A 25,690-nucleotide genomic window follows, 5' to 3' on the forward strand; every position below is an offset into this window, starting at 1 on the left:
GCTTGAAAAGGATGGTGTTTTCCCTGAGCGGGTTTGTCCGATACAACTTCTGATTGACATCCATTAAATTGAGCGGGTGCTTTTGCATATGGATGAGGTACAGAACGTAAGGTTACGTTTTCAGTATTTTGAAATCGGGTTTTCAGGCGCTTTGGCGTATCCCCGCATAACGTATACACCTGCTGGCAGGGGTGTAAGGAGACAAGATAATGGATGAACAAATGGTGGTGAGAATCGGTGCCCCTCCCAATTACACCGGGGCAGACAAAAAGCGCGATCACTCGGGAAAAGCTCCGGAAGTAGGGCAGGAGGCAGGTATGAGTGAGCAGATAATTGCTCAGATCGAAGCCAACCCCGACTACATTGCATTGCGTAAAAAGCGCAACCTGCTGGGCGGCTCGCTAACGCTGGTGGTTCTGGTGATTTATTACGGCTTTATTTCGCTGATTGCATTTGATAAGGAGTTTCTTGCCAAACGTATTGGCGAAGGTGTGACAACCATTGGCGTACCGATAGGACTCGGTGTGATTGTGGTCATGATCATATTGACGGCCTTTTATGTGCGGCAGGCGAACAGAAGTTATGACGGCCTGATTGAAAAAATCAAATCGGAGATTCAACAATGATTCACTCCAAAAAAACATGGATGCCCCCAGTTGTTTTTCTGGGACTGGGCAGTTTGGCTTTACAGGCGCAGGCGGCAGGGGATGTGGGTGTGGCAGACAAGCAGCCGACCAACTGGATTGCCATTGTGCTGTTTTTAGCATTTGTCGGGGCGACGCTGTTCATTACCAAATGGGCGGCTAAACGGACAAAATCTGCATCTGATTTTTATACGGCCGGCGGTGGTATTACAGGCTTTCAGAACGGGCTGGCGATTGCCGGGGACTTTATGTCTGCCGCTTCGTTTCTGGGGATTACGGCAGCGGTTATGATGACCGGATATGACGGACTGATCTATGCGATTGGATTTCTGGTCGGCTGGCCGATTGTGACGTTTCTGCTGGCAGAGCGGTTGCGCAATTTAGGTAAATATACGTTTGCCGATGTGGCCGGGTTCCGTTTTCAGCCTGTACCTATCCGTATTTTCTCTGCATCGGGAACCCTGGTGGTGGTGGCGTTTTATCTGATCGCCCAGATGGTAGGGGCCGGGCAACTGATTAAACTGCTGTTCGGGCTGGATTACTGGATCGCCGTGATGTTGGTTGGCGTTTTGATGATGGTGTATGTGATGTTTGGTGGCATGACTGCTACGACATGGGTTCAAATCATCAAAGCCTGTCTGTTGCTGTTTGGCGTGACTTTCATGGCGTTCATGGTGCTTTGGAACTTTAATTTCAATTTGGGATCATTGTTTGCCAAAGCCGTTGAAGTGAAAGCGCTGCATGCGGCCAATGCCGGTATGACGCCTGATAAAGCGGCGGCGGCGGGGCAGGCGGTATTGTCGCCAGGCGGATTTGTAAAAGATCCGATATCGGCTATTTCATTTGGTATGGCGCTGATGTTTGGTACGGCCGGACTGCCCCATATTCTGATGCGGTTCTTTACCGTGCCAAATGCCAAAGAAGCGCGTAAATCGGTTTTGTGGGCAACTGCATGGAATGGCTATTTTTACATTGTCATTTTCATCATCGGTTTTGGTGCCATTGCGCTGGTTACAACCAACCCTGAGTTTGCCAATACCGCTACAGGGGCGCTCAAAGGCGGGCAGGGGGCCAATAACATGGCTGCTGTGCTGGTCGCGAAAGCCGTAGGGGGTAACATTTTCTATGGCTTTATCTCCGCCGTGGCGTTTGCAACGATTCTGGCCGTGGTGGCCGGACTGACCCTTTCGGGTGCAGCCGCTATTTCACACGATGTGTATGCCACGGCAATTAAAAAAGGCAAAGCAACAACGCGTGAAGAACTGCGTGTTTCCAAAATCACGACCATTGTATTAGGTGCGGTTGCCGTGTTGCTGGGTATTGCATTCGAGAAACAGAATGTAGCCTTTATGGTGTCACTGGCGTTTGCAATTGCGGCGTCGGCTAACTTCCCGGTTTTGCTGCTTTCTGTGCTGTGGAAAAACTGTACGACCCGTGGAGCGGTGATTGGCGGATTTTTGGGCCTGATTTCATCGCTGGGCCTGACCATTGTTTCGCCACCGGTGTGGGAGGTGACATTGGGTAATCCTGCCGGGTCGGCATTGTTCCCTTATGCATCACCGGCATTGTTTTCTATGACGATCGGGTTTGTCGGCGTATGGCTGTTCTCGGTTCTGGATCGCAGTGCTCAGGCGCAGAAAGAACGGGCGTTGTTTCCTGCGCAGCAGATTCGCTCTGAAACCGGTATCGGGGCTTCCAGAGCAGCGGAACATTGATCATTAAAAAGGGATTTGACTAATCCCTTTGGGTCATAGTTTGACTGATGCGGCATGTGCATTGCAGCACATGCCGCATGTTATTTTATGAATGGGTAAGGCGGGCAAGTAAGCCATGGAGTGCATGTTCAACCGTGGCATGACGAACTGCATGGCGATCGCCTGGGAAATGCATTTTTTCTGTTTGAATTTGCAGTTCTGCTGTGGCGGTGGAATGTATAGACAACCGTCTGGCAAATCCGAACCAGACCAACCCTACCGGTTTTTCTGCTGAGCCGCCGGAAGGTCCGGCAATGCCCGTAACGGATACGCTCCAGTGTGCCCGGGAATGGCTCAGTGCATTTTGTGCCATGGCGTGCGCGACGGGTTCGCTGACAGCGCCATGTTGTTCAATCAGTGCCAGAGGGATATCAAGCAACTCATGTTTGGCTTCGTTGGAGTAGGTGACAAAGCCACGTTCAAACCATTGGCTTGAACCCGCAAGGCTGGTGCAATAAGCTGCAATAAGCCCGCCAGTGCATGATTCCGCTGTGCATAACATCTGCTGGCGCTTTAATAATGCACCGGATAGTTCTGCAAGCAGGGGCTGTAATGAAGACGCATGGATCAAAGTCATAACAAAACGGGCACCTTTGGCTGGTGGCAAACGCCCGCAACACGGTGATGCGACCAGAGGGCGTTACTAGCGTCCTGCTCCATTGGCAGACGAGCGTTGTTGCCAATAAGGGGTGAGCAACTGGTGCTCCTGATCAAACTGGGTATTGGTATTTTCTATCTGGGTGCCCAGGTTGTTGATAATCCGCTGCTGAATGGAAATATCGCGCTGGTTGAACTCATAACGCTCCCGCAATTGCATTGGCGCGTCAGCAGGGGATGAGTAAGGCCGCATTTCCTGCTGCAACGTACGGCGGGTGTCTTCAAGAACGACCATTTCCTCTTGTGCCACACGCAACCGTTCCGTCAATGGCTGTAGTTGCTCTGCGCGAGCTTTATCATGAGATGCCGGCGAAGGATAACGGACGAGCAAACTGCGGGCAGAGGCATCAGCTCTTTCCTGTGCCTGCCGGGCTGCATCCTGTTGGCGGCGTTCAGCTTCCTGAGCAGCTCGCTGCTGAGGGGTCAGTTGTGGCGGAATGACCGACAGTGTGGCGCCACTGAGGCCCAAAACACGCTGTTCCCGGTAAAGGCATTCGCGAATCGGCCGGTCAGACACCAGTTTGCGTCCATCTGCCGTTTCGCAGGCGTACGTAATGGTTGTTGAGTTGGTGGTTGGCTTTTGTGCCCACGCAGGCGTTATTACGAAAGTAAGTAATAACAAAAAAGAAGCCAGACGTGTCAGCATAATAAGTATTCTATAACAACCTAAGGTACATATTAGACTAAAAAGCAGCAAAAAAGATGCCAAAAGATGTGAGCAATGTCAATTAATCAAGAATCATGAGACATGTTTCCCATGTTATACCAGTTTAATAACTTCAATTGGCAGAAGGTATATGAAAAAAAGGATTATCAAAAAGTATTGCTTATAACGCGATAGTTTTACAAGAATGTTAAGCGAAATAACCAAGAGTTATAAAACGAAATATGTCATATTTTTTACTGACTGTGACAATTATGACAGAGATTCAACATGATTTAACATTTTTGTCATGCCAAACTCAAAGCATTTCCCTCATTCAAAAGAGGTTTGTTACTCTGATGGCTGTTCTGCGCCAGGCTGTTGATGGAACATGGCATTGACATTACACGCCAAATTGTTTCCGGTACGCCAGTACTTTGGCATGAAAAAGCGCAAACTCAGGGGCGGCAGAAGTTTGCAGATAGTCCAGCAGATCGTGTAACGTCGCGATGGCAATCACAGGTAACTGGTGTGTTTGCTGCACATACTGTGCAGCGGAATGTTCCACATCGTGGATCTGTCCATCTGCCCCTAAGGCGGTGGCTTTCTCCTGTCTGTCCAAAGCGATGGCAACGCCGCAAGGTGTTCCGCCGGCATGCTGAATCAATGCCAGGGATTCGCGGACAGATGTTCCGGCAGAAATGACATCGTCAATGATCAGTACCCGGCCTTTTACCGCGGCGCCGACGAGCGTTCCGCCTTCGCCATGGTCTTTGGCTTCTTTGCGGTTATAAGCGAACGGTACGTTATGTCCCAGACGGGCCAGTTCAATCGCCACCGCTGCGGCCAGCGGGATGCCTTTGTATGCCGGGCCGAACAGCATGTCAAACGACAGGCCGCTGGCAATCAGGCGCCGAGCATAAAACTGGGCCAGCAGGCTCAGCTTGGCACCATCGTTGAATAACCCGGCATTAAAGAAGTAGGGAGACAAGCGTCCGGCTTTGGTGGTAAATTCTCCAAAACGCAGGACACCGTTTTCAACGGCGTTGCGAATGAATTCTTGAGCGAGCTGGTCTGGTTCGTGCATCATTGACATAGGAGTATTCAGTTGTTTCGTTTGGTGAGTTTAAATCTCAATGGTATCCGCTCAGCATATACCAAAGGTGTTGCCCATTGGTTGGAGCGCACGCAACCTGATTGTATTTGTGTACAGGAACTTAAGGCGCAATTGCCTGATATTCAGGGGCGTTTTGATCAGTTAGCTGATATGACAGGGTATTTTCACTGTGCTGAAAAAAAAGGGTATAGCGGTGTGGGAATCTATACCCGGAGTGAACCCAGCGATGTGGTTTATGGTTTGGGTGTGTGTGAGTTTGATGCCGAGGGTCGTTACGTCGAAGCGCGTTTTGACCGGCCAGGGAAAAAGCTTTCTGTGATCAGTTGTTACTTTCCTTCAGGAACCAGTTCCGAGGAACGGCAGGAGGTCAAATACCGGTTCCTGGATGTGATGTACCCCCATCTGATGCAACTGAAGCAGGACAGGGAGCTGATTTTGTGTGGTGATGTCAATATTGCGCACCATAACATCGATATTAAAAACTGGCGCGGTAATCAAAAGCATTCGGGGTTTTTGCCAGAGGAGCGTGCCTGGATGACCCGCTTGCTGGAAAGTGGCGGGTTGGTTGATGTGTTCCGTCGTTTGAACCCGCATCCTGATCAATATACCTGGTGGAGCAACCGGGGACAGGCCTGGGCCAAAAACGTGGGCTGGCGTATTGACTATCACCTGGCAACGCCTGCAATCGCGGGGCAGGCGCGGTCTGAATTTATTTATAAGGATGAACGGTTTTCTGACCATGCGCCACTGGGCATTGACTATGATCTGGCGGTGGCATAACGTGAACCGGTCATCAATACTGCCAGGGCAGTTTTCTTGTGTTGGATATACTGGGCAAGGCGCATCCGCTTTTCTCGCATCAGGGCACGCTTGCTGAATCAGGTATCAAGAGCAAGAGGCAAGAGCGTGCGATGGATACGGTAATTTGATATATCAATATGATGAATTCCATTCAAAAATACGACTTTTCTCATTACAGCGAATCACAGTGTGCGACTCTGGAGGCATTGCTGAGCCGTTATTCTGCCTGGCCATTGACAGTTCCTGGCCCCAGTGAACAGGAGTTGAACCTGGCGATTGATATTGCATTGCGGGCACCGGATCATGGGCACCTGAAACCATGGCGTTTTGTGGTGATACAGGGAGACGCACGCCAGGCATTGGCCGACGTTTTTGAACAGGCCGCGCACCAACGGGGGGCAGATGATGATGTGCCGCGGATGCGCAGCAAGGCATTGGCCGCCCCTGTGATCATTGCTCTGGGGGTACACATTACGCCGGCGCGCAAAGTACCGGCGCAGGAACAGGCATTTGCTGTTGCTGCGGCTGCAATGAACATTCTGAATGCGCTACAGGCGATGGGATACAGTGGTTTTTGGGGGACCGGGCCTAATGCGTATGATGTGAATGTGCAAAAAGCGCTGGGGTTTGCCGATGACGAACAATTGATCGGTTTTTTATATGCAGGCACACCGAAAGAACCGAAAAAGCATGTGGAACGGCCTGACCCTGGAGCATTTATCCGTATCTGGACCGGGGGGTAACCTGTTGCAGATCCTATACAGGGCCATATGATAAAGTCCTTAATCTGATAAATTGTTCACAAAGTTCGTAGGCTGCCAAGATATACAGAGTGCCGGTAAGCCTTGATAATTGGGGTCATAACGAAATCAAATGAACTAAAAGATTACAATATTCCTTCAAACGGGCAGAATATGGTGCCAGAACCTATCAAAATCTTGTTACAACTCAGTGACGCCCATATTGTGCCGGAAGGGCAGATGCTTTCGGGTAAGGTCGATACCCGTTCTTGCCTGATGCAGGCCATCAAACAAATCAAGCGCATGAAGTTACAGCCGTCAGCCGTTGTGATTACGGGGGATCTGGTTGATGATGGCGAGCTGCAAAGCTATGCGCATTTAAAAGATATTATTTCGATGCTGGATATGCCGGTTTATGTGCTGCCCGGAAATCATGACCGGCGGGATCATATGCTGCAGGCGTTCCCATCTTTAGTGCAGGACCCCCGCATGCAAAGCGCAGGGTTTATCCAGTATACCGCTCAGGTTGATGAGTTGCGTCTGGTCGTGCTGGACACCTCGGTGCCCGGTAAACCGCATGGGGAGTTGTGTGATGTGCGGCTGGACTGGCTGGAAGATGTTTTGGCGCAGGAGCCGGATTGTCCTACGGTGGTGGCCATGCATCATCCGCCATTCAAAACCGGTATGGCTTTTATGGACGGCATCAGGTTGTTGAAGGGCGTGTCCCGTCTGGAGCAGATCATTGCCAGTAACCGCCAGGTTCAGCGCGTGGTGTGTGGCCATGTCCACCGCATGTGTGCACACGCATTTGGCGGGACGGTTGCGATTACGACACCATCGGTGGCACATCAGATGGCATTTCAGTTCCTGCCTGCTGAGGCTCCCAGTTTCACATTTGAATCTCCCGGGTGCCTGCTGCATACCTGGCAGGCGTCCAATGTCTGCGTCACATCCCATCTGATGGCGCTGGATGATTTTGCCGGGCCGTTTTCTTTTTAATCAAACATGCCTCAATAAACGCAGGCAGCCATCAATCCAGGCTGCAAGTGCTTTACACGCCCCAGACCACGGGCTTTCCGGCAGACTGTGCGGCTTTCAGCATTTCGATAAAAGGCCAGGCTCTTTGCTCCAAAGAAATGGGGATATTGGCTTCCTGCATGTCGGCCTGTGCGGCTTCATTGGCTTCAGGAGTGGCTTTGGCCCGGTTTTTTTCAGCATCAATTGCTTTTTGCAAGGCGGTGATGGCCCCTGCAATCTCATGAACATCAATAATGCCGGGTTTGCTGGGGTCTTTGCCGACAAGCTCCAGTATCTGCTGGGCCGGTTTGGTCAACATCAGTAAATCGCCTGTTGCCTGACTCTTGAATGTATAGGTCATGTCAGTACTTTCTTATCAATGGTCTGGGTTTGCTGTTATTGTATGCCCTGCAGGTGGAAATTTCTAAAAAGTGCCGCCGCTGCACATATCGTCGGGGTGGGTTTATCAGAAAAAACCTGAAATACTGTATAAATATGTGCAAAATGCAGTCTCTACGATAATATACGCCCATGGCAGGAAATACATTAGGCGAACTGTTTCGCGTCACGAATTTTGGGGAATCACATGGCCCGGCAATTGGCTGTGTGGTTGATGGCTGTCCGCCCGGCTTGGCGTTGACGGTGGCAGATATTCAGGTGGAGCTGGATCGCCGCAAACCGGGAACGTCACGCCATGTGACGCAGCGGCAGGAGGCCGATCAGGTGGAGATTCTCTCCGGCGTTTATGAGGGCTATACCACCGGGGCGCCGATTGCGCTGCTGATACGCAATACCGATCAGCGCAGCAAAGATTATTCCAATATTGCACAAAGTTTCAGGCCCGGACATGCGGATTTCAGTTATTGGTATAAATATGGCGTGCGGGACCCCCGTGGTGGCGGCCGCTCGTCTGCACGGTTGACGGCACCCACTGTGGCCGCAGGCGCGGTTGCTCGGAAATGGCTGCAGGAGCAGTACGGCACGACGTTTCGGGGCTGCATGACAGCGCTTGGCGCCATTGAGGTTGCAATAGAAGACTGGGCTCAGACAGAACAGAATCCTTTTTTTGCGGCCAACAGTTCTCAGATTGCCGAGATGGAGGCTTATATGGATGCATTGCGCCGCGATGGAGACTCCATTGGTGCGCGCATCCGGGTTGAGGCGCAGCGGATGCCAGTAGGGCTGGGTGAGCCCATTTATGACCGGCTGGACGCTGATATTGCCAAGGCCATGATGGGGCTGAATGCGGTTAAAGGGGTTGAAATTGGAGACGGATTCGCCAGTGTTTCGCAGCGAGGCAGTGAGCATGGTGATGAAATCACACCTGAAGGGTTTATGAGCAACCACGCAGGGGGCATTCTGGGCGGCGTTTCAACCGGGCAGGATCTGGTTGTACACCTTGCCATTAAACCGACCAGTTCGATCCGTGTGCCCCGGCGCTCGCTGGATACCGAAGGCAACCCTGTCACGGTGGAAACGCACGGGCGGCATGATCCGTGTGTCGGCATTCGTGCGACGCCAATTGCCGAAGCGCTGCTGGCGCTGGTGGTCATGGACCATGTGTTACGCCAGCGGGCTCTGCGCGGCGAAGTCAAGGGCGCGGGCTTTCCTTTTGTCTGATGACTGCGCAAGGGGCCGTACAGGTGCATTGCTGCGGATATGAAAAACAATTGCCGGCAGCAACCTCTTGAATTGGGCTGATCCTGTCCTTAATTAAATAGAGTTAAATTGGACGGCATAAAAGTTTTTATGCCGTTACCCTGTTGAAACAACCAATTAATGTTTATAAACCATGAGTAAACAGACACAATCTTTTCAGGCAGAAGTGAAACAATTGCTGCATCTGGTGACACATTCGCTGTATTCCAATAAAGAAATTTTTCTGCGTGAACTGGTCTCCAACGCTTCTGACGCCTGCGACAAGCTGCGTTTTGAAGCCATTGACAAACCCGCGCTGTATGAAGACGAGCCGGATTTGCAGATCCGGCTGTCCATTGATAAAGAAGCGCGCACCTTGACCATTACCGACAACGGGATTGGCATGTCTTTTGAAGAGGCGGCAAGCAATCTGGGCACCATTGCCAAAAGTGGAACACGTGAGTTCATCAGCCAGTTGGAGGGTGATCAAAAGAAAGATGCCAATCTGATTGGCCAATTTGGCGTCGGGTTTTATTCCGGCTTTATTGTGGCTGACCGCATCACTGTTGAATCGCGCCGTGCAGGTTTGAATGCCGAAGACGGGGTACGCTGGCAAAGCGAGGGTGCTGGAGAATTTGAAATAGAAAATATTGCCCGCGAACAACGGGGCACATCGGTGACGCTGCATTTGCGTGAAGGTGAAGATGAGTGGCTGGAGTCCTGGAAGGTCAGGCAGATCATCAGTCGTTATTCAGACCATATTTCACTGCCGATTCTGATGCGCCAGCAGGAATGGGACAAAGACAAAGGCGAGTACATTGAGCAGGACGCGTGGGAGCCGGTCAACCAGGCCAACGCATTATGGACCCGTTCCAAAAACGAGATCAGTGACGAGCAATACATTGAGTTTTACAAACAGATTTCTTGGGACAGTGAGGCGCCGCTGGCGTGGACGCATAACCGTGTAGAAGGGAAAACCGAATATACACAGTTGCTTTATATTCCGTCGCATGCGCCCATGGATATGTGGAACCGTGACAGCAAAGCGGGCGTCAAGCTGTATGTCAAACGCATCTTTATCATGGATGATGCGCAGCAACTGCTTCCCAATTACCTGCGTTTTGTCAAAGGTGTGATTGATTCGGCTGACCTGCCGCTGAATGTTTCCCGTGAGTTGTTGCAGGACAGCCGTGATGTGCGCATGATTCGTGATGGCTCGACCAAGCGGGTTTTAAGTCTGCTGGAAGACATGGCAGACAGCGAGGATACGGCCAAGCAGGAAAAGTATCAAACCTTCTGGCGTGAGTTTGGCCCGGTGCTCAAAGAAGGCGTGGGTGAGGATAATAATAACCGCGAGCGCATTGCCAAGTTGCTGCGTTTTGCCTCCACCCAGTCTGATGCGCAGACAGTCTCTTTGGCTGATTATGTCGCGCGCATGCAGGACGGGCAAAAAGCCATTTATTATGTGACGGCCGATACGCTGGCAACAGCGAAAAACAGCCCTCAGTTGGAAATATTCAATGCCAAAGATATTGAGGTGCTGCTGCTGACAGACCGTGTGGACGAATGGATGCTGAGCTTTTTGCAAGAGTTTGACGGTAAGCCCTTGCAGTCCGTTGCCAAAGGTACGGCAGACCTGGGTGATTTGCAAAATGAAGAAGAGAAAAAGCAAGCGCAGGATGCCGGCAATGATTTGCAGCCGGTTCTGGAAAAAATCAAAAATGTGCTGCAAGAGCGGGTGAGTGAAGTGCGTGCCACTACACGGCTGGTTTCCTCGCCGGCATGTGTGGTGGTTTCGGAAGGGGCGCTGTCTTCCCATCTGACGCGTTTGTTGCAACAGGCCGGTCAGGAAGTTCCTCAAACGCAGCCGATTCTGGAAATCAACCCGCAACATGCGCTGATCAAAAAACTGGCCGCTTTCAAAGAAGAGAATGCGGATCAGTTCAGTGATCTGGCAAACGTTATTTTTGATCAGGCGGTTCTGGCCGAAGGCGGTGCACTGGAGAACCCTGCTGCGTATGTACAGCGGGTGAATCGGTTGTTAATGTAATTGTGTGAACGTGAATGAAATATTTTTCAACGGGCTGCGGCCCGTTTTATTTTGGGTAAATAGGTAAAAGGTATTTAATGTACGTGAAATCATGTGCAGAAAACGCCATACAACTATTTGTGAAATGCATCAGCGTGTTATCGAAAGTGCCTGCTGGTCGTTATAAAAATGGTGTTGAAGGTGTGGGTGTTGCAGGCTCAACCGGCTGAAGTTCAATGTGTGCAGCTTTTTGATTTTCTACCGTCACAATGACACGGTGGTGTGCATCCTGCCATATATAGGTGTCAGGCTGTGTAGAGGTTTTTTTGCCTAAAGCCTGGGCTGTCTGGACGACTTTAACCAGCGGCATGCCGATACGGATTTGCTGTACCAGCCGGGATGCGTTGGCGGTATAGCCTTCGGGCGCATGGTTGATGGTAGAGATGAGCTTGACCGTACTGTACAACTGAAAGCCGCACAGTATGACAAACAGAAAGACAATTGCCAGAATGCCGATCCAGCCAAATGACCGGCCTAATACCCAGCATGCAATACTGAGTACCGCCAGGACACAGATAGCGCCTAAAAATTTATTTTTCATAAGTTGGTATTGTAGATAAGGAAAACGGAAATAAAGCGTGGCATGGAAATAGCCATGCACTTGCAGCAGATCAGGTGCAGTTGCCATTGTTGTTGCCTTTGTTAATGGCCAGATAGCATGCATGCAAAATGAAGACATGCTTGCAATGATAGGCGAGTAAAATCTTTTTGTTTGATGATATCTGTTGAATAGTCGGCAGAATTTAATTTACAATGTCAAACATAATAATTCCTTTTCAGAAAAATTGGATACATGAAGATGCCTGTGAAGGCAGCCGTTTCTGAAAAATGATTTACTGTTCAGCAGACCAGGTCTAGCCGAAGCAAAAAGAAGAATCGAAACATGGCAAAGCCAGTTTCAGCAATGATTAAAACAGCTTCAGCCAATATGCAGGGTGCCATCATAAATAAGAGTTGACGCAGCCCTCAGCACATTCTGATCTCATAATAAATTTCGGGCCACATCATCAACGGGCGTTAGTTTTGTATCACGGCAATTGGCTGTGAGGTGTTCCTGTGCGTCGAAATCATTAAACCATTGATTGAAGTTGAATGATGAAAATGATCAGAAAATATTTATTGGCAGCCTTGGTTCTGGGGTTGCTGGCTCCTGTGATATATGCTGAAACCCCATCGTGGCTGGAGCTGTCTTCGGAGCCCTTATTCGGAACGGCACGCAATGCCAAACCCACGCTGACACTGGCGCTGTCAGTTGAGTTTCCTACCGTAGGGGCCCAATATCTGAGCGCCACGTATGATGAGGGTGCGGAATACATTGGCTATTTCAACCAGAACCTGTGTTACAACTATGACCGTACCCAGGGGTATTTCATCCCTGATAAAACCGCCAGCTCACATAAATGCGGGGGGCGCGGGTTCAGCGGCAACTTTTTAAACTGGGCAACGGGCTCAGCCATTGATGTGCTGCGCTACAGCCTGACAGGCGGAGACCGGATTCTGGATACGGAATCAAAAACCGTATTGCAGCGTGCTGTGCTGCAACAGGGATGGTATGGTTCCAACAGTAATTTTCCTGTCAAAACATTGACCCCTGCCCAGGCACTGCAAGCGGTGCCTGATGAATTAAGGCGGTTGCCAAATAACACGTTGCACAACGGTACGGTTTATATCTACAACTGCTCTGACCGGATATATTTCCGTTCAGCCACTGGTGGATCCTGTAGCGATAATAAAGATAATAACCAACTGGGCCGAAGTCTTTCATTAAAGGTTTACTTTTTTACCCGTGTCGAAGTCTGTACCAAGGCTGCAGATGGCAGTTTGTTCGATGTTCGGACCGTAGGCGGGGAAGATTACCCCTTGTGTGAAAAATATCCGTCCGGCTATTTCAAACCAACCGGAAAACTGCAGCGCTATAACGATGCATTGCGTGTGGCGGCATTTGGATACCCGATTCACAATGTGCAGTCAGAGTACTCGGGAGTATTGCGGGCGCCCATGAAATACGTGGGGCCCGTGACATTCAATGCAGACTATGAAAATGTTGGCGACAACCCGCGCAAAGAGTGGGATCCGCAAACCGGGGTCTTTTATAAAAATCCGGAAAAAGATACGCAGTTTGGCATCAGCGGAGTCATCAATTACCTGAACCAGTTTGGACGCACGGGCCAGTACGGAGTCTATAAAACATATGACCATGGCAATGAGCTGTATTATGAAGCGCTGCGCTATCTGCAGGGCTTGAAGCCGACCGCAAAAGCACTGGAACCATTAAGATCAACGAGTGCTTATGATGGTTTTCCGGCATACAAGGAATGGACCGACCCGCATCCGCCGGTTTCTAATTTAGGCGCCACCGGAGATTATTCCTGCTACAGGAACCATATCCTGTTTATTGGCGATAAAAATACCCACTATGACAACCAGATTCCCGGAAATACGGGTGGTGCATCTGCAAACCGGGCTGCAAATCCGGCGGCGAATGAGCCTGATTTTGTCTACTGGACACGTATTGCCAGCGGGTTTGAGAATAACAGTGCAATGACCTACCAGGATGGTGCGGGCGAGAACCGGTCCACCAGGGGAAATCCAAGTCCGTATTCCATTAATCTGGAAACAGCCTGGACAGGCTCGGGGGGTAAAACCCGTTTCTATTTAGCCGGTATGGGCTATTGGGCCAATACGCACGATATCCGCGGGGCGCAATGGACAAATCGCAATAATGCGTCGGGTTCTGGAGACCCGAGACGGCCGGGGATGCGCGCGCGCAGCTATTTTATTGATGTTAACGAAGGCAATGCATCAGCGACTGCAACGCAGCGGCGTACCAACCAGTTTGTTTATGGCGCCAAGTACGGTGGGTTTGACTCAGATGTCAGTTATGGCGGCAATCCTTTTACATCCGATGGTGTTCATTATGCCAATACGTTGTGGCTGCGCGAGCCGGCGGCAGCGCTTTTTCCGAAGACCTACTTTCTGGCTTCTGAGCCCGAAGCGGTGATTTCTGCATTTGATACCATCTTTGCTTCCATCGTATCAAGCAATTACAGTATTGCCGGCATGGCATTTAGCAACAACTATACCGGGTATGTTGCTGATGGCGATCAGACATACCAGGCCAGTTTTAACGGTTCTAACTGGAGCGGGGATATCACACTGAATGACGTGAAGGTTGATGCCGATGACAAGGTGACATTGGTCAGGCACGAAAACTGGGGGGTGGCCCAGCCTTTGAATGAAAAGCTATGGTCGGAGCGCCAGATTTTTGTCGGGCAGCGGCTGGCTGGTGAGTATAAGGCGGTGGCATTTACCTGGGACCGTCTTTCGTCTTCGCAAAGAACGGCGATTTCCAGCGGTGCTTCAGCAACAGTGGGCCAGCAGCGTACCGATTATCTGCGGGGAGACCGCTCCAATGAAAGCAAAATGCGGTTACGCAGTGGGGTGCTGGGAGACATCATCAATTCCGGGGTTGTGTATAAAGGAGCACCTTTCAATCTGAAATACGATGCCGATTACGCTACATTCCAAAATGCTTTGAGAGACCGCACGGGGGTAGTTTATGCCGGTGCGAATGACGGGATGTTGCATGCTTTCAGTGCGGAGTCGGGTGAAGAATTGTTTGCCTATATTCCAAGTTTTGTGGTGCCTGATTTGTATCTGCTGACGTTGCCTGACTACAAACACCACAGCTATGTGGATGCCACCCCCGTTGTTGACGAGGCTAAAGTGGGTGACGAATGGAAAACGGTTCTTGTGGGCGGCGCCGGCGCTGGCGGACAAGGCGTGTACGCGCTGGATGTGACAGACCCGACCAAATTTGGTGCTGACAATCTGATATGGGAATTTACGGATGAAGATGATCCCGAACTTGGCAACGTGATGGGAAGCCCGCGCATTGTGCGGATTGCAACCCAGTCTGCGCCCACGATGCCTATTGAGTACAAATGGTATGCCATTGTGCCCGGAGGCGTGAACGCTGAGGTAGAAGGCAACGCCAGTGTGACGTTAGGAATAAATACGCTGTTTATTCTGGATTTGTCCAAGCCAGCAGGGCAGCCGTGGCGTTTAAACAGCAACTACTATAAAGTGGTATTGCCTGGTGTTGCTAACCAGGCGCTGGGCATTATTAACCTGAGTGTGGCTGTGAATCGCAACAATACGCTGGAAGCGATTTATGCCGGGGATTTGTCGGGAACGTTATGGAAGGTTCCGCTGGGGACAAATCAAAGCTTATGGTCTGCTGACAGTGCGCAGTTGTTGTTTATGGCGCCGCGAGGGCAGTCAATTTCCATGCCGCCGATGGTCAGTTCGGACAATGCCAGAACGTATATTTCGTTTGGAACTGGTAAGTACCTGGAAGTGGCTGATAACAACCCGCCTTACAAAGAACAGGCGATTTATACGATTATAGATACCGGGGAGATGGTCGACCTTGAGATGCTGGCACAGGCAACGATTGGGGCGGACCAACAGTTCGCGGTACCCTCCTTTGTTTGGGGCTCGCCATCGGAAATTCAGAGTAACCCAACAATGCGTGCCGGCTGGTATCTGAATCTTCCGGACTCGGAGAGCCGGGGAGAGCGCATTGTCTACAACATGGCACTCAAAGACGGCATTCTGGTGGCCAATTCGGTCATACCGTCTTTGGGCGGATGTGATGTGGGCAGCAGCAACCGCTACACCATGAATTTACGCAACGGAAGTGGTGAGTATGAAAACGTGCCGGACCAGATGCTGGGCGGGGCCTTCATTGTTGAAGGCGGGTATCGGGTGTGGGTAGACCCTGGAACCGGAACTGTCGTAGGCGGAACCGGTGGCGTTGCCGGCAGCGGGGGAACAAAAGATCCTGTGTTTGGCGGCGAGCTGCCGATTCCCGGGTCTATCACTGGCATTCTGGACTGGCGCGAACTGAATAATTACGACCAGCTTAAAAGCAGTTTTTAAAAAGGGGCATGCCGGTTTTCTGATGGAGCCGGCATGACATGCTGGCGGGCAATGTTGAGACTTATAAGCGATAAGCGGCCAAAAGGTTTGTATATGCAAAAAGAACAATGGAGTTTAAAGCGGAAGACGCAGCGTGCTGGATTCACGCTGGTAGAAATTCTGGTTGCGATTGTGATTTTGGGAATAGGCGCGATTGCCGTACTTGGATTGCAGGTGGCTGCCGTGAAATCCAGCATTGATGCCAAATACCAGAGCACAGCGCTGCAACTGGCTTCGGATCTGTCGGCCATGATGAGGGGTAACCCGACGGTTGCCAGCATGAACAGCAGCAGCAATCCGTATCTGATCAACAAAAACAATACGACGCCAGATGCGGTCAGCTCAGGCTCGGGGCTGGCGTCTCAGGGCAGTGCGTCGGCTATTGCGGTGGCAGACATCAAACAATGGTACGCACGCGCCTATGAAACATTGCCTGCGGCAAAGGTCGTGGTCTGTTTTGACGCCAACCCTTATGACAGCGCAGGTGTGCCGCGGTGGGAATGCAGCGGGTCCGGTGCTACACCTTATATCAAAATCGGCTGGTCTTTGCGGCGGGGCAACTCCGCTTTGGATCAGAAAGTACCGGGCGTAGTGATTCCAGTGGGGGTCTGTAACCCGTTGGATGCCAATGCAACGGCAGCGTGTGTCAGCGGCATTGCTGCAACACCGTAAATATGGGTGGTGATAAAGATGAATTTAATGATGAAAAAACAAAGCCGCTTCATTCAGAGAAGCCACGCTTTGCGTTTTGCCTGGCAGACGGGGTTGACGCTGGTAGAGCTGATGGTGGCGATGGCACTGTCTTTGCTGGTGATTGCTGTGGCGCTGTTGTCGCTCATGGGCGTTGGGCAGGGGCTTCGCAGTACCAGTGCAACGGCGCAGCTCAATGATGCAGCGATGCTGGTAACTTCCGTGCTGCAGCGTTCGGCCGCACAGGCAGGCTATCAGCCTTCGGGGACAGAGACATTCACGCGTGAAACTTATTATTCCGCTTTTAATGAACGCCCCGAGCCCGATGTCTATGGGCGGGATGCAACCCAAATGGCAACGGCTGCTGCTGAAGTATCGTCCAGTGATATCAGTGGTTTTTATGCTGGCGGCGGCGGTGGCGGGCTGGCAACCAGTGGCAATGCGGCGGGCAATGATTTGCTGGCAATCAGGTTTCAAGCGGTTCCCGAAACCGATGAAGAGAAAAAAGGGCTGACCGCCATGGCTGATTTATGTACTGGCAAGCCATTGACGACCAATCCTTATGACACTTATTCGGCCGCTGACCGGTTTGAAATGCATAAGCCGATCTATACGTTTTTTGTAACGAATGATGTGTTGTATTGTAAAAGCTGGGCCCGCGCTGCCGGGAATACCGAAGCCGTTGCAACGCCTGTCATGGATGGCGTGCTTGCGTTTGAGGTGCTGTACGGTGTGTGGGACAGGACCACAGGGGCACAGGGTGCGCCTAACCAGTGGAAGTCGGCAAGTGATATGGAAGCGGATGACTGGTATAGGGTCAAGCGTATTCGCGTTGGGCTTCTGCTGCAAAGCAAGGTGAACGCCGGACCGGCCCGAAATGAGACGGTAGATTACTATCCTTTGGGGGAAGGGTTTTATACCAGTGCCGATCAGGGCTCCAAGGTGACGGTGAATTTCAAAGATGGCCGGGTGTTCAGAGTGGTGAACTTTACGGTCAATGTCAGCAACATGATGATACCTCGCAATGAGCAGTCATCTGATGAGGCGCATCAGGGCTGAGTCCCGTCTGGTGTGGGAATCTTATGAAAAATAATCAGTCAGAAAAAAAGTGTTCTTTCTTTAAAAGCGCAACATGGTGTAACGATTGTTGTGGTGTTGATTGTGCTGATGTTGATGTCGCTGTTAGGGGTAGCGGCAGCCAAGGTTGCAATGCTTTCAAGTCAGTCGACGCGTTATCAGCGGGACTACCGTGTGGCGTATGAGTCGGCGCAAGCAGCACTTACCGATGCCATCATGGATATTGAGTCGGGCAGCCGGAAAGATATGTTTTTTGCTGGAAACGAAGCACAGTTTCCGGCGAACTGCGGCAACAGCGGCAATACCAAGGGGCTTTGTTTATACGAAGAAGATCCGCAGAAGACACCGGAAATTTATGCCGTGGACTTTGCAAATAGCGACAAGGTGGTTCCTTATGGCGCATTTACCGGCCGCAGTTTTGCAAGCGGCGCAACCGGGCTGAAACCAGTCAAGCCACCCCGTTACATCATTGAACGGCGGGAAGATACTGTTGGCCTGTATGCCAACCCGGTAAGCGGGCACTATATTCCGCGCCCGCCCATTTATCGGATTACGGCAATGGGGTTTGGCCCGAGTGAATCCGTTTATGCCGTCATACAGGCGGATTATCGAAAAGCAAACTGACTGCGGATGATTGAAGAAGTCATGCAAATAAATCGACAAGGGAAATGAACCATATGTTTTTACGCAGCAAATTTCTTTATGCAAAGCAGCGCGGGTTTACTTTGCTTGAGTTGATGGTGGTGGTTGCAATTGTCGGGATCATTGCTGTGTTTGCCTACCCAAGCTACAGGGATTCAATCGTTAAGGGCTGGCGGACAGAAGGGCGGGCGGCGCTGGCGGCATTGCAGATGGAGCAGGAGCAATATATCAACCAGACGGGACAATATAAGGCGTTTTCTGCGGGCGCGGCAGCCAGCGGTTTTACAACATATTCCGGCTCCAACAAGGAGAGTTCGGCTTATCTGCTGGGCGCGCGTGAATGTGCCGGAAAAAGCCTGCGTGAATGTGTTGTTGTTTTTGGCAAGCCCTCAGCGTCTAAATCCGATCCTGTCATTACGGAGTTGACATTGGATAGCGCGGGAAGCAAATCGTGCTCCGGTGCTGCCCTATCGGTTTGCTGGCCATGAGCGGCCATGAAGGTGCGACTGCTACTGTCTGTAGTCTTGTAGCCTGTAGATAGCAAAACATGAAAGTTGGTATGAAAGATAGATATGCTGCAAAAGGGTTCACGCTGATCGAGCTGCTGGTAGTGCTCATGCTTTTGGTCATATTGATGACCTGGGCAGTTCCCGGATTTAACGACTTTAAAAGAAACTATCAACTGGAGTCTGCACTTGTCAGGCTGGACTCTTCAATTGGTTGGGCGCGCAGCCAGGCAATTCGCATGCAGTCGTTTGTTGTTGTGCAGCCTGTGGGAGGCTCCTGGGCGCAGGGGTGGCGGGTATTTGCCGATAAGAACCGCAATGGGAGTTACGATGCAGGCACTGATGAGGTCCTTCAAACGGAAGAGAAGTTTGCCGACACGCTGACGGTGACGGGCGGCAATTCCGTTCAGATCAATCCTTCCGGGATGATTACTGAAATTACGGCTGTGGCCCGTCTGTCAAATGGTGCCAGAACGCGCAATGTATCGGTGCGCATGAACCGTCTGTTCATTTGTGATCCGGTGACTTCAGGGCTTCCTTCCAATGCTTCGATTCCGTCGTGCTCCTGATGGCGGGTGAAGCAAGTGATGAAGCAGGTGGCCAATAAAAAAAGCCATCTGGTCAGATGGCTTCCCAAGGAAGATATACGAAGGTTATACGCTCAGGGCAGCAATGGCTGCTTTGGCGTTGTCCATGGCTTTTTTCCAGGCATCTGGCCCCATGCCGAGACCTTCGGCGCGGATAAACGTGATATCGGTCATGCCCATGAAGCCCAGTACGACTTTCAGATAGCTTTCCTGATGGTCCATCGCCTGTGCGGCTTCGGATGTTGAATAAAACCCGCCCCGGGCAGAAAGTACATAGACTTTTTTGCCGGTTACCAGGCCGATCGGGCCTTTTTCTGTGTATTTGAATGTTTTGCCGGCCTGGGCCAGACGGTCAATCCAGTTTTTAAGCTGGGCCGGTATGGAAAAGTTATACATGGGTGCGCCAATGGCGATGGTGTCGGCGGCTTGCAGCTCGTCAATCAGTTGCAGCGTCAGTTTGTTTTCAGTGCGTTGCGGTTCTGTCAGGTCTGCGTGGTCAAGTCCCAGGCGGAAACCGAGGGAATCCATGTCCAGCGGCTTAATCGGCTGTTTGATCAGGTCCAGGTGCTTCACTTGTGCCTGCGGGTGTTTGGCCTTGATGTGTGTGACCAGTGCAGCGGTAAGCTGGCGTGATGCGGATTTTTCTCCCAACGGGCTGGAGTCGACTTGCAAAATGTTCATTTTGTGAAATACCTTTTTCTAAAAAATAAGGAGAAGCACGTTGTTTCCCTTGGTTCGTATTATGAACATGCATCAGTATTTTGATAAGAGGGCATTTTTGCGATATATTGTTGCATGTATAGAACAATAGATGATTATGCAGGATTGGAACGACATTCAAATATTCACCGAGGTGGCGCAGTCTGGCAGCTTTACCGCAGCGGCGATAAAGCTGGAAGTGCCTAAATCCAAGGTTTCCAGAAGGGTGGCCGCGTTGGAGAGCCGTCTGGGTGTGCGGTTGCTGCACAGGACCACCCGCACTTTGTCATTAACCCAGGCGGGTACTGCTTTTTTGCAGCATTGCCAGGTTATGCGGCAGGAGGCCGAAGCTGCCGAAGACGTTGTGGCTGGTTTGTTACAGGAGCCACGCGGAACGGTGCGGATTACGTGCCCTGTTACGGTGGCGCATACATGGCTGGGGGCGTTAATGCCTGGATTTTTGCGTAAAAATCCGCTGGTACGGGTTGAAATGCAGGTGACTAACCGCGTGGTCAACCCGGTGGAAGAGGGCATTGATGTGGCCTTGCGGGTTCGCAGCAGTCTGGATGAAAGCGGTTCGCTGGTGATTAAACGGCTGGGATATTCAAGACAGGAACTGGTGGCTGCACGTGAGCTGTTGCCGCCTGCCGGGTTTTTAACCAGACCGGAAGATCTTGACGAGCTGGAAACGATCGCCATGTCTGCCCTGGACGGGCAAACCACCTGGGTATTGCAGGCAGAGGATGGGCGTGTACACGAGTTCACACACCGGCCGCGTTATGTGGCTGATGACCTGCAGACGCTGAGGCTGGCGGTTTTGCAGGGTGTGGGTATCACGCTGCTTCCCGTTGAGCTGTGCTGGGAAGATATACATGCCGGCCGGTTGCTTAAAGTGCTGCCCGGCTGGGCTATGCCGCGCGGGTATGTCCATGCGGTGTTTGCATCACGGCGGGGAATGTCAACGGCAGTGCGTTCTTTTCTGGATTATCTGGGGACGGAGCGTGAGCACAATGAACACTGGTTTGGCGCCATGCTTTAATTGACTATCAAAAAGACCGTGTTTGTCAGTGCGGGGAAGTCTGAATTTTACGGATGTCGATGGCACCAGATAAAAAGCCGAAGACGCTGGTTTTCGGGATATTTTCAGGTATGATGAGTTCGGACAAAAAAATGTGTATGCATCAGGCTATTCCATGCAGCAAACAGAAGCGACTTTAACTGCGGCTCCAGTGCCAAGCACTGAAAAAAATGGCGGTTTATATCCACCGATGGAAATATTGCAAAAGCAGAAAAAAAGTCAGCCAAAGCGAAGGCATTGGCTGGGAGCGGCAGGGTGGTTTCTGATGGTTGCGGTATTGACGATTGCATTTATGGAACCCCGTAGTCTGGATAAGGTGTGGGGGGACTGGATTTTTTACTTGGGGCTGGCTCTGATTTTTTTAACTATCAGCATACCAATCAATATCATTTTGCACGAAGTGGGACACATGCTTGCTGGGCTGTTCTGCGGGATGCGTTTGTTGGTCTTAAGCGTGGGGCGGTGGCGTTTTGAACGGTCTGTGCAGGGGTTTCGGCTGAGGAGGGCAACACCTATTGCCGGTATCAGCGGGTTGGCGATGATGGTGCCAGATGTGACGCATACGAGAGCTTCTCCTAAGCGCGATCATGTGATTATTTTTTTAGGCGGGCCGGTCATGAACCTGGCCTGTGCAGCGCTGGCGTTGGTGGCGGCCTATGCACTGTCACTGCATCTGATAGTCAATGTGTTTTTGTATACGTTTGGTGCAATGGCGCTGTTTGTTGGTGTGCTGAATTTGATGCCGCTCAAAATACAGAACTGGCGTACAGATGGTCTGCAAATCATAGATGTGTTCAGGCATAAAGAAGATATTCTGATGCAAAACATCCAGTATTTGTCGGGGTTGGCGCTGACAGGTATAAGAGCGCGGCAGTGGCCGCCGGAGTTGATACCGCAAGAACAAGTGGCTGGTGATGGAGCGCTTCCTTTTTTTACCCGGATCAGCGCACAGAATGCGCGGCTGATTTACGCATTGGATTGTGATGATGAAAAAATGGCACGGCCTTGTGTAGAGTGGCTGGCAAAGCATTTTGACCAGATTCCTGACGGTTTGCGGCAACTGGTTGCGGTTTTGATTGCAAGTTATGCAGCACAGATGTGTGGCGACAAAGATCTGCTGGCGGCGTGGCGCCCCTGGTGTGACGGGGGCTTGACTGATACCGGCGCGGTATGTCATTGGCTGGATGCCGAGCTTGCATGGCTGAACGGGGATGCTTTAAAAGCACGGAAATATATACAGCAGGCACAAGCTGCCATGTCTACAGTGATGAGCCGGGTTGACCAGCAGATGCTGGAGGAAAGCTTATCATCTCTTCAATTGCGAATGCGCGGTGGCCATCAGGAAATATGCCACACGGGTTCTTAAAATGCATACCGTATATACCACTGATGAATGAAAATACGCCCCTGGGCTCAGAGCCAATGCTGTATCCGCCGCCAAAACGCAAAACCGGGGCGCAGGACACATCTGCAACCGGTGGAAATGAATGGCTGTTTTATGTCATCTGGGGTGTGGTTCTGGCTGTCACGACGCTGGTGGTTGCTTTGTTCATGGAGGGTGCAGAGGGAGCCAGAAACTCGGTGCCTACATTGCTGGGTGTATTTGGTTTTGGCGTATTGCTGCTGGTGTGTTTCTGGTTCAATGTGGTTTTGCATGAAGCCGGGCATTGCATTGCAGGCAGCATGGGGGGGCGGCGTGTTTATATCATTGCCGTTGGGCCTTTGTGGTTTAAGCGTACCCCCTGGGGGTGGCGTTTGCGCTGGTATAAGCGTATCCAGGAGATTGGTGGCCTTGCGTTTATGTTGCCTAAAGTCGGGCGGCAGCCTTCCAAGGCGGAGGATGTGATGTATTCGCTGGGCGGTCCGCTGGCTAATTTTGTTCTGGCGCTGGTCTGCTGGGGTTTGTTGTCATCGGGGGCAGATGGTTTGTGGCGCATGGTGCTTTACACAGTGATGGTTCAATCATTGATTATTGGTGTCATGAATCTGCTGCCATTTCATGTCGGTGCCTGGAGGACGGATGGACAGGCGGTTCTTGATGCCTGCTTTGCACCGCTATCATCCTTGGGGCAGCAAATCACACAGTTGACCGCGTTGGAGTTTGAAGGCGTATCCACCCGGAACTGGCCGCAAGACCTGGTGCCAACGGAAGCGCAGTTCCAGGCGGCCGAGCATGTCACGGTGGCGCATCTGATTCAGATTTTTCGCCTGACGCATGCCATTGCCTGCAGGGATGATGTGCAGGCACAGCAGTGTGCATACTGGTTTGCGCAACATTATGATACGCCGGAACTGGATGCAACATTGCAGTCTCAGACCGCGCTGATGATGGCAATTTATGCGTTGGTGATGTGTAAGGATGTTGCCTTATGCAAAGCCTGGCGCAGCCATTGGTCACAGGACCAGGTGCAGGTGTTTGATGGTTCTGCACAGGCATATATTCACTGGCTGGATGCGGAGCTGGCGCTTGCGGCCGGAAATATCGGGCAGGCTAAACAAGCGTGTGTGAAGGCGTATGGAGCGTTGCAGGATTGCATGGCTAAGAGCGATGTGATGCAACTGCAGGCATATCTGATATCTGTTGTTCAGCGCATTGATGCACTTGAGAAGGATATGAGCGGGGGATTTAAACAAGCCGTTTAAGAAGCAGACGTACCCGGTATCAAGTCTGGATTTGGTCTGCCATATGCAGATTTGCAATGGATATGATAGATTGGCTCCATTCCATTCTAACCACAAAATTCTTTATTTTTATCTTTTAAGGAGAAGGCATTCATGAAATTTCGTCCTACTTCATTATTGACCGCCATGGCTGTTGCCTGCGGCTTTGCTTTTTCTGTTGCAGCTCACGCTGACAATATCAAAATTGCATTTGTCGGCCCGATCACCGGCCCGGTGACGCAATATGGCGATATGGTCAAAGAAGGGGTGCAGACCGCAGTGGAAATGATCAATGCCAATGGCGGTGTGAATGGCCAGCAACTGGAGATTGTTTACATTGACGATGCCTGTGAGCCCAAACAGGGCCCGACCGCAGCCAACCGTGTGGTGAATGAGGGTATCGGGTTTGTTGTCGGACATGTGTGCTCAGGCGCTACGATTTCCGCAGTCGATATTTATAACAACGAAGGTGTGGTCATGGTCACGCCTTCGGCTACAGCGCCGGGGGTGACAGATGGCAAGAACCTGGAAACCATTTTCCGTACCATCGGGCGTGATGATCAGCAGGGGCCTGCGGCGGCGAAATTCATCATTGAGCATGTCAAGCCGCAGCGTGTTGTGGTGTTGCATGACAAACAGTCTTACGGACAGGGTATTGCGACGTCCGTGCGCGATAACCTGCAAAGCGCTGGCGTGAATGTGGTGTTTTTTGAAGGGATCAATGCCGGAGACAGTGATTATTCGGCAACGATTACCCGTATCAAGAGTTCAGGGGCTGATTTTGTTTATTTCGGCGGCTACCATCCTGAGATGGGGTTGTTGATGCGTCAGGCAGCCGAGCAGGGCATTAAAGCGCGCTTCATGGGTCCAGAAGGCGCGGGCAACCCGGAGATTAACGCGATTGCAGGTAAAGCGGTTGAAGGGATGCTGGTGACGTTGCCGGCAGATTTTTCCAGCGACCCTGAAAACGGCAAGATTGTGCAGGCCTTTGAAAGCAAGGGGCGTAATGCCAGTGGCGCTTTCCAACTGACAGCTTATGCGGCAGTGCAAACGATTGCAGAAGGTATTAAGGGTGCGGGGTCAACTGATCCGGTGAAAGTAGCTCAGTACCTGCATGGAGCGACATTGAATACCACCATTGGTAAAACGTCGTGGAATGCTCAGGGGGATTTGAATGAGTTCAACTTCCAGGTGTATTCATGGCACCAGGATGGTTCACGATCGCCTGCCAAATGAGCATGACGTAATTTGTTGAGTCTGATTTGAAAACGCTGCGCCTTAGTATGGTGCAGCGTTTTTTTATGGGGTTTTACAAGGGATATAGGGTAACTACCTATGGCAGGAGAGGTGAAAAAGAAATTATTGTGTAACTTTTGCAAGGTACGCGCATAGCCCGATGGGTAGGGTAAACGGTATCAGGTAAAAATTAAAAAATGGATATGCTTGTGGTGTACAGGCCTTGACCAGCTTGCCTCAAACATGCTCCCGATACAACCGGATGGCATATTGAAGCGGGTCTGGAAAAGCCAGGGTTTCATTTTTACTGGGTATCAGGATAGACGTCAGGCCAGAACCTAACCGTGTGCGACTCGATGGCCAGGCACATGAGATTGATGCAAGTACGCGATGAAGTGTTAGACAATGTTGTATACGTTTTGCTGGGCGGC

At 51.2% G+C, this 25,690-nt stretch carries 23 protein-coding genes; 17 read left to right on the top strand and 6 right to left on the bottom strand.

Going from position 1 to position 25,690, the window contains the following annotated elements; all coding sequences use genetic code 11:
• Nucleotides 1-317: 317 nt before the first annotated feature.
• Together CUZ56_RS04345 and CUZ56_RS04350 are read left to right on the top strand one after the other, a co-directional pair.
• A complete protein-coding gene (locus tag CUZ56_RS04345) occupies nt 318-626 on the top strand; it encodes a DUF485 domain-containing protein (protein ID WP_126979626.1) in 309 nt (102 codons plus the stop codon).
• Between the two features lie 20 nt (nt 627-646).
• The gene (locus CUZ56_RS04350) at nt 647-2,359 is read left to right on the top strand and encodes a cation acetate symporter (RefSeq protein WP_126978654.1); all 1,713 of its coding nucleotides are present in this window, start codon (nt 647-649) and stop codon (nt 2,357-2,359) included.
• A gap of 85 nt (nt 2,360-2,444) precedes the next feature.
• Here CUZ56_RS04350 and CUZ56_RS04355 read toward each other — a convergent pair whose 3' ends face one another.
• From CUZ56_RS04355 to pyrE, 3 genes are all read right to left on the bottom strand, one after another.
• On the bottom strand, nt 2,445-2,975 hold the full coding sequence (locus tag CUZ56_RS04355) for a CinA family protein (RefSeq protein WP_126978656.1): 531 nt from the start codon (nt 2,973-2,975) through the stop codon (nt 2,445-2,447).
• A 66-nt stretch (nt 2,976-3,041) separates the two neighbouring features.
• Nucleotides 3,042-3,701, bottom strand: a complete 660-nt coding sequence (locus CUZ56_RS04360; protein WP_126978658.1) for a DUF4124 domain-containing protein — start codon at nt 3,699-3,701, stop codon at nt 3,042-3,044.
• Between the two features lie 400 nt (nt 3,702-4,101).
• Nucleotides 4,102-4,794: an orotate phosphoribosyltransferase gene (pyrE, locus tag CUZ56_RS04365; protein ID WP_404948027.1), complete on the bottom strand. Its 693-nt coding sequence runs from the start codon at nt 4,792-4,794 to the stop codon at nt 4,102-4,104.
• A gap of 12 nt (nt 4,795-4,806) precedes the next feature.
• Between pyrE and CUZ56_RS04370 the strand changes: the two genes are divergently transcribed.
• The 3 genes from CUZ56_RS04370 to CUZ56_RS04380 all read left to right on the top strand — a co-directional run bounded on the left by CUZ56_RS04370 (nt 4,807) and on the right by CUZ56_RS04380 (nt 7,355).
• A complete protein-coding gene (locus tag CUZ56_RS04370; protein ID WP_126978660.1) occupies nt 4,807-5,595 on the top strand; it encodes an exodeoxyribonuclease III in 789 nt (262 codons plus the stop codon).
• Between the two features lie 158 nt (nt 5,596-5,753).
• The gene (locus CUZ56_RS04375) at nt 5,754-6,359 is read left to right on the top strand and encodes a nitroreductase family protein (protein WP_126978662.1); all 606 of its coding nucleotides are present in this window, start codon (nt 5,754-5,756) and stop codon (nt 6,357-6,359) included.
• Nucleotides 6,360-6,530: 171 nt separating this feature from the next.
• The gene (locus CUZ56_RS04380; protein ID WP_126978664.1) at nt 6,531-7,355 is read left to right on the top strand and encodes a phosphodiesterase; all 825 of its coding nucleotides are present in this window, start codon (nt 6,531-6,533) and stop codon (nt 7,353-7,355) included.
• Nucleotides 7,356-7,407: 52 nt separating this feature from the next.
• Here the strand turns inward: CUZ56_RS04380 and CUZ56_RS04385 are convergent, their stop codons facing one another.
• On the bottom strand, nt 7,408-7,734 hold the full coding sequence (locus CUZ56_RS04385) for a DUF1840 domain-containing protein (RefSeq protein WP_126978666.1): 327 nt from the start codon (nt 7,732-7,734) through the stop codon (nt 7,408-7,410).
• 170 nt (nt 7,735-7,904) lie between these two features.
• Here CUZ56_RS04385 and aroC point away from each other — a divergent pair, with 170 nt between their 5' ends.
• Together aroC and htpG are read left to right on the top strand one after the other, a co-directional pair.
• Nucleotides 7,905-8,993: a chorismate synthase gene (gene aroC, locus CUZ56_RS04390; RefSeq protein ID WP_126978668.1), complete on the top strand. Its 1,089-nt coding sequence runs from the start codon at nt 7,905-7,907 to the stop codon at nt 8,991-8,993.
• Nucleotides 8,994-9,165: 172 nt separating this feature from the next.
• Nucleotides 9,166-11,061: a molecular chaperone HtpG gene (gene htpG / locus CUZ56_RS04395; RefSeq protein ID WP_126978670.1), complete on the top strand. Its 1,896-nt coding sequence runs from the start codon at nt 9,166-9,168 to the stop codon at nt 11,059-11,061.
• A 160-nt stretch (nt 11,062-11,221) separates the two neighbouring features.
• Here the strand turns inward: htpG and CUZ56_RS04400 are convergent, their stop codons facing one another.
• A complete protein-coding gene (locus tag CUZ56_RS04400) occupies nt 11,222-11,728 on the bottom strand; it encodes a hypothetical protein (protein WP_126978672.1) in 507 nt (168 codons plus the stop codon).
• A 464-nt stretch (nt 11,729-12,192) separates the two neighbouring features.
• Here CUZ56_RS04400 and CUZ56_RS04405 point away from each other — a divergent pair, with 464 nt between their 5' ends.
• From CUZ56_RS04405 to CUZ56_RS04430, 6 genes are all read left to right on the top strand, one after another.
• The gene (locus CUZ56_RS04405; RefSeq protein WP_126978674.1) at nt 12,193-16,044 is read left to right on the top strand and encodes a pilus assembly protein; all 3,852 of its coding nucleotides are present in this window, start codon (nt 12,193-12,195) and stop codon (nt 16,042-16,044) included.
• Nucleotides 16,045-16,137: 93 nt separating this feature from the next.
• A complete protein-coding gene (pilV, locus tag CUZ56_RS04410) occupies nt 16,138-16,755 on the top strand; it encodes a type IV pilus modification protein PilV (protein WP_162615251.1) in 618 nt (205 codons plus the stop codon).
• A gap of 27 nt (nt 16,756-16,782) precedes the next feature.
• Nucleotides 16,783-17,832, top strand: coding sequence for a PilW family protein (locus CUZ56_RS04415; RefSeq protein WP_162615252.1), 1,050 nt, complete (start codon nt 16,783-16,785; stop codon nt 17,830-17,832).
• An 84-nt stretch (nt 17,833-17,916) separates the two neighbouring features.
• Nucleotides 17,917-18,474, top strand: coding sequence for a pilus assembly PilX family protein (locus CUZ56_RS04420; RefSeq protein WP_275427137.1), 558 nt, complete (start codon nt 17,917-17,919; stop codon nt 18,472-18,474).
• Between the two features lie 53 nt (nt 18,475-18,527).
• Nucleotides 18,528-18,980, top strand: a complete 453-nt coding sequence (locus CUZ56_RS04425) for a type IV pilin protein (RefSeq protein WP_126978682.1) — start codon at nt 18,528-18,530, stop codon at nt 18,978-18,980.
• Nucleotides 18,981-19,051: 71 nt separating this feature from the next.
• Nucleotides 19,052-19,567 (top strand): GspH/FimT family protein, encoded by a 516-nt coding sequence (locus CUZ56_RS04430; protein WP_162615253.1) that lies wholly within the window; start codon nt 19,052-19,054, stop codon nt 19,565-19,567.
• Between the two features lie 84 nt (nt 19,568-19,651).
• Here the strand turns inward: CUZ56_RS04430 and CUZ56_RS04435 are convergent, their stop codons facing one another.
• Entirely contained in the window at nt 19,652-20,266 is a 615-nt protein-coding gene (locus CUZ56_RS04435; protein WP_126978684.1) for an FMN-dependent NADH-azoreductase, read from the bottom strand.
• Nucleotides 20,267-20,396: 130 nt separating this feature from the next.
• Here CUZ56_RS04435 and CUZ56_RS04440 point away from each other — a divergent pair, with 130 nt between their 5' ends.
• The 4 genes from CUZ56_RS04440 to CUZ56_RS04455 all read left to right on the top strand — a co-directional run bounded on the left by CUZ56_RS04440 (nt 20,397) and on the right by CUZ56_RS04455 (nt 25,259).
• Nucleotides 20,397-21,323, top strand: a complete 927-nt coding sequence (locus tag CUZ56_RS04440) for a LysR family transcriptional regulator (RefSeq protein ID WP_338056646.1) — start codon at nt 20,397-20,399, stop codon at nt 21,321-21,323.
• Between the two features lie 331 nt (nt 21,324-21,654).
• Entirely contained in the window at nt 21,655-22,728 is a 1,074-nt protein-coding gene (locus CUZ56_RS04445) for a M50 family metallopeptidase (RefSeq protein WP_162615254.1), read from the top strand.
• Nucleotides 22,729-22,751: 23 nt separating this feature from the next.
• The gene (locus CUZ56_RS04450) at nt 22,752-24,005 is read left to right on the top strand and encodes a M50 family metallopeptidase (protein WP_126978688.1); all 1,254 of its coding nucleotides are present in this window, start codon (nt 22,752-22,754) and stop codon (nt 24,003-24,005) included.
• Nucleotides 24,006-24,137: 132 nt separating this feature from the next.
• Nucleotides 24,138-25,259, top strand: a complete 1,122-nt coding sequence (locus tag CUZ56_RS04455; protein ID WP_126978690.1) for a branched-chain amino acid ABC transporter substrate-binding protein — start codon at nt 24,138-24,140, stop codon at nt 25,257-25,259.
• The last annotated feature ends 431 nt before the right edge of the window (nt 25,260-25,690 follow it).

Source organism: Saezia sanguinis (assembly GCF_003991585.1).
GTDB classification, from domain to species: Bacteria; Pseudomonadota; Gammaproteobacteria; order Burkholderiales; family Burkholderiaceae_C; genus Saezia; species Saezia sanguinis.

Coding starts and splice junctions, on each gene's coding strand:
- CUZ56_RS04385 (WP_126978666.1), bottom strand. CDS start 7,734: ATGACCTATACATTCAAGAGTCAGGCAACAGGCGATTTACTGATGTTG.
- pyrE (WP_404948027.1), bottom strand. CDS start 4,794: ATGTCAATGATGCACGAACCAGACCAGCTCGCTCAAGAATTCATTCGC.
- CUZ56_RS04455 (WP_126978690.1), top strand. CDS start 24,138: ATGAAATTTCGTCCTACTTCATTATTGACCGCCATGGCTGTTGCCTGC.
- htpG (WP_126978670.1), top strand. CDS start 9,166: ATGAGTAAACAGACACAATCTTTTCAGGCAGAAGTGAAACAATTGCTG.
- pilV (WP_162615251.1), top strand. CDS start 16,138: ATGCAAAAAGAACAATGGAGTTTAAAGCGGAAGACGCAGCGTGCTGGA.
- CUZ56_RS04360 (WP_126978658.1), bottom strand. CDS start 3,701: ATGCTGACACGTCTGGCTTCTTTTTTGTTATTACTTACTTTCGTAATA.
- CUZ56_RS04450 (WP_126978688.1), top strand. CDS start 22,752: ATGAATGAAAATACGCCCCTGGGCTCAGAGCCAATGCTGTATCCGCCG.
- CUZ56_RS04345 (WP_126979626.1), top strand. CDS start 318: ATGAGTGAGCAGATAATTGCTCAGATCGAAGCCAACCCCGACTACATT.
- CUZ56_RS04425 (WP_126978682.1), top strand. CDS start 18,528: ATGTTTTTACGCAGCAAATTTCTTTATGCAAAGCAGCGCGGGTTTACT.
- CUZ56_RS04350 (WP_126978654.1), top strand. CDS start 647: ATGCCCCCAGTTGTTTTTCTGGGACTGGGCAGTTTGGCTTTACAGGCG.
- aroC (WP_126978668.1), top strand. CDS start 7,905: ATGGCAGGAAATACATTAGGCGAACTGTTTCGCGTCACGAATTTTGGG.
- CUZ56_RS04355 (WP_126978656.1), bottom strand. CDS start 2,975: ATGACTTTGATCCATGCGTCTTCATTACAGCCCCTGCTTGCAGAACTA.
- CUZ56_RS04380 (WP_126978664.1), top strand. CDS start 6,531: ATGGTGCCAGAACCTATCAAAATCTTGTTACAACTCAGTGACGCCCAT.
- CUZ56_RS04375 (WP_126978662.1), top strand. CDS start 5,754: ATGATGAATTCCATTCAAAAATACGACTTTTCTCATTACAGCGAATCA.
- CUZ56_RS04440 (WP_338056646.1), top strand. CDS start 20,397: ATGATTATGCAGGATTGGAACGACATTCAAATATTCACCGAGGTGGCG.
- CUZ56_RS04435 (WP_126978684.1), bottom strand. CDS start 20,266: ATGAACATTTTGCAAGTCGACTCCAGCCCGTTGGGAGAAAAATCCGCA.
- CUZ56_RS04445 (WP_162615254.1), top strand. CDS start 21,655: ATGGAACCCCGTAGTCTGGATAAGGTGTGGGGGGACTGGATTTTTTAC.
- CUZ56_RS04400 (WP_126978672.1), bottom strand. CDS start 11,728: ATGGCAACTGCACCTGATCTGCTGCAAGTGCATGGCTATTTCCATGCC.
- CUZ56_RS04405 (WP_126978674.1), top strand. CDS start 12,193: ATGATGAAAATGATCAGAAAATATTTATTGGCAGCCTTGGTTCTGGGG.
- CUZ56_RS04415 (WP_162615252.1), top strand. CDS start 16,783: ATGATGAAAAAACAAAGCCGCTTCATTCAGAGAAGCCACGCTTTGCGT.
- CUZ56_RS04430 (WP_162615253.1), top strand. CDS start 19,052: ATGAAAGATAGATATGCTGCAAAAGGGTTCACGCTGATCGAGCTGCTG.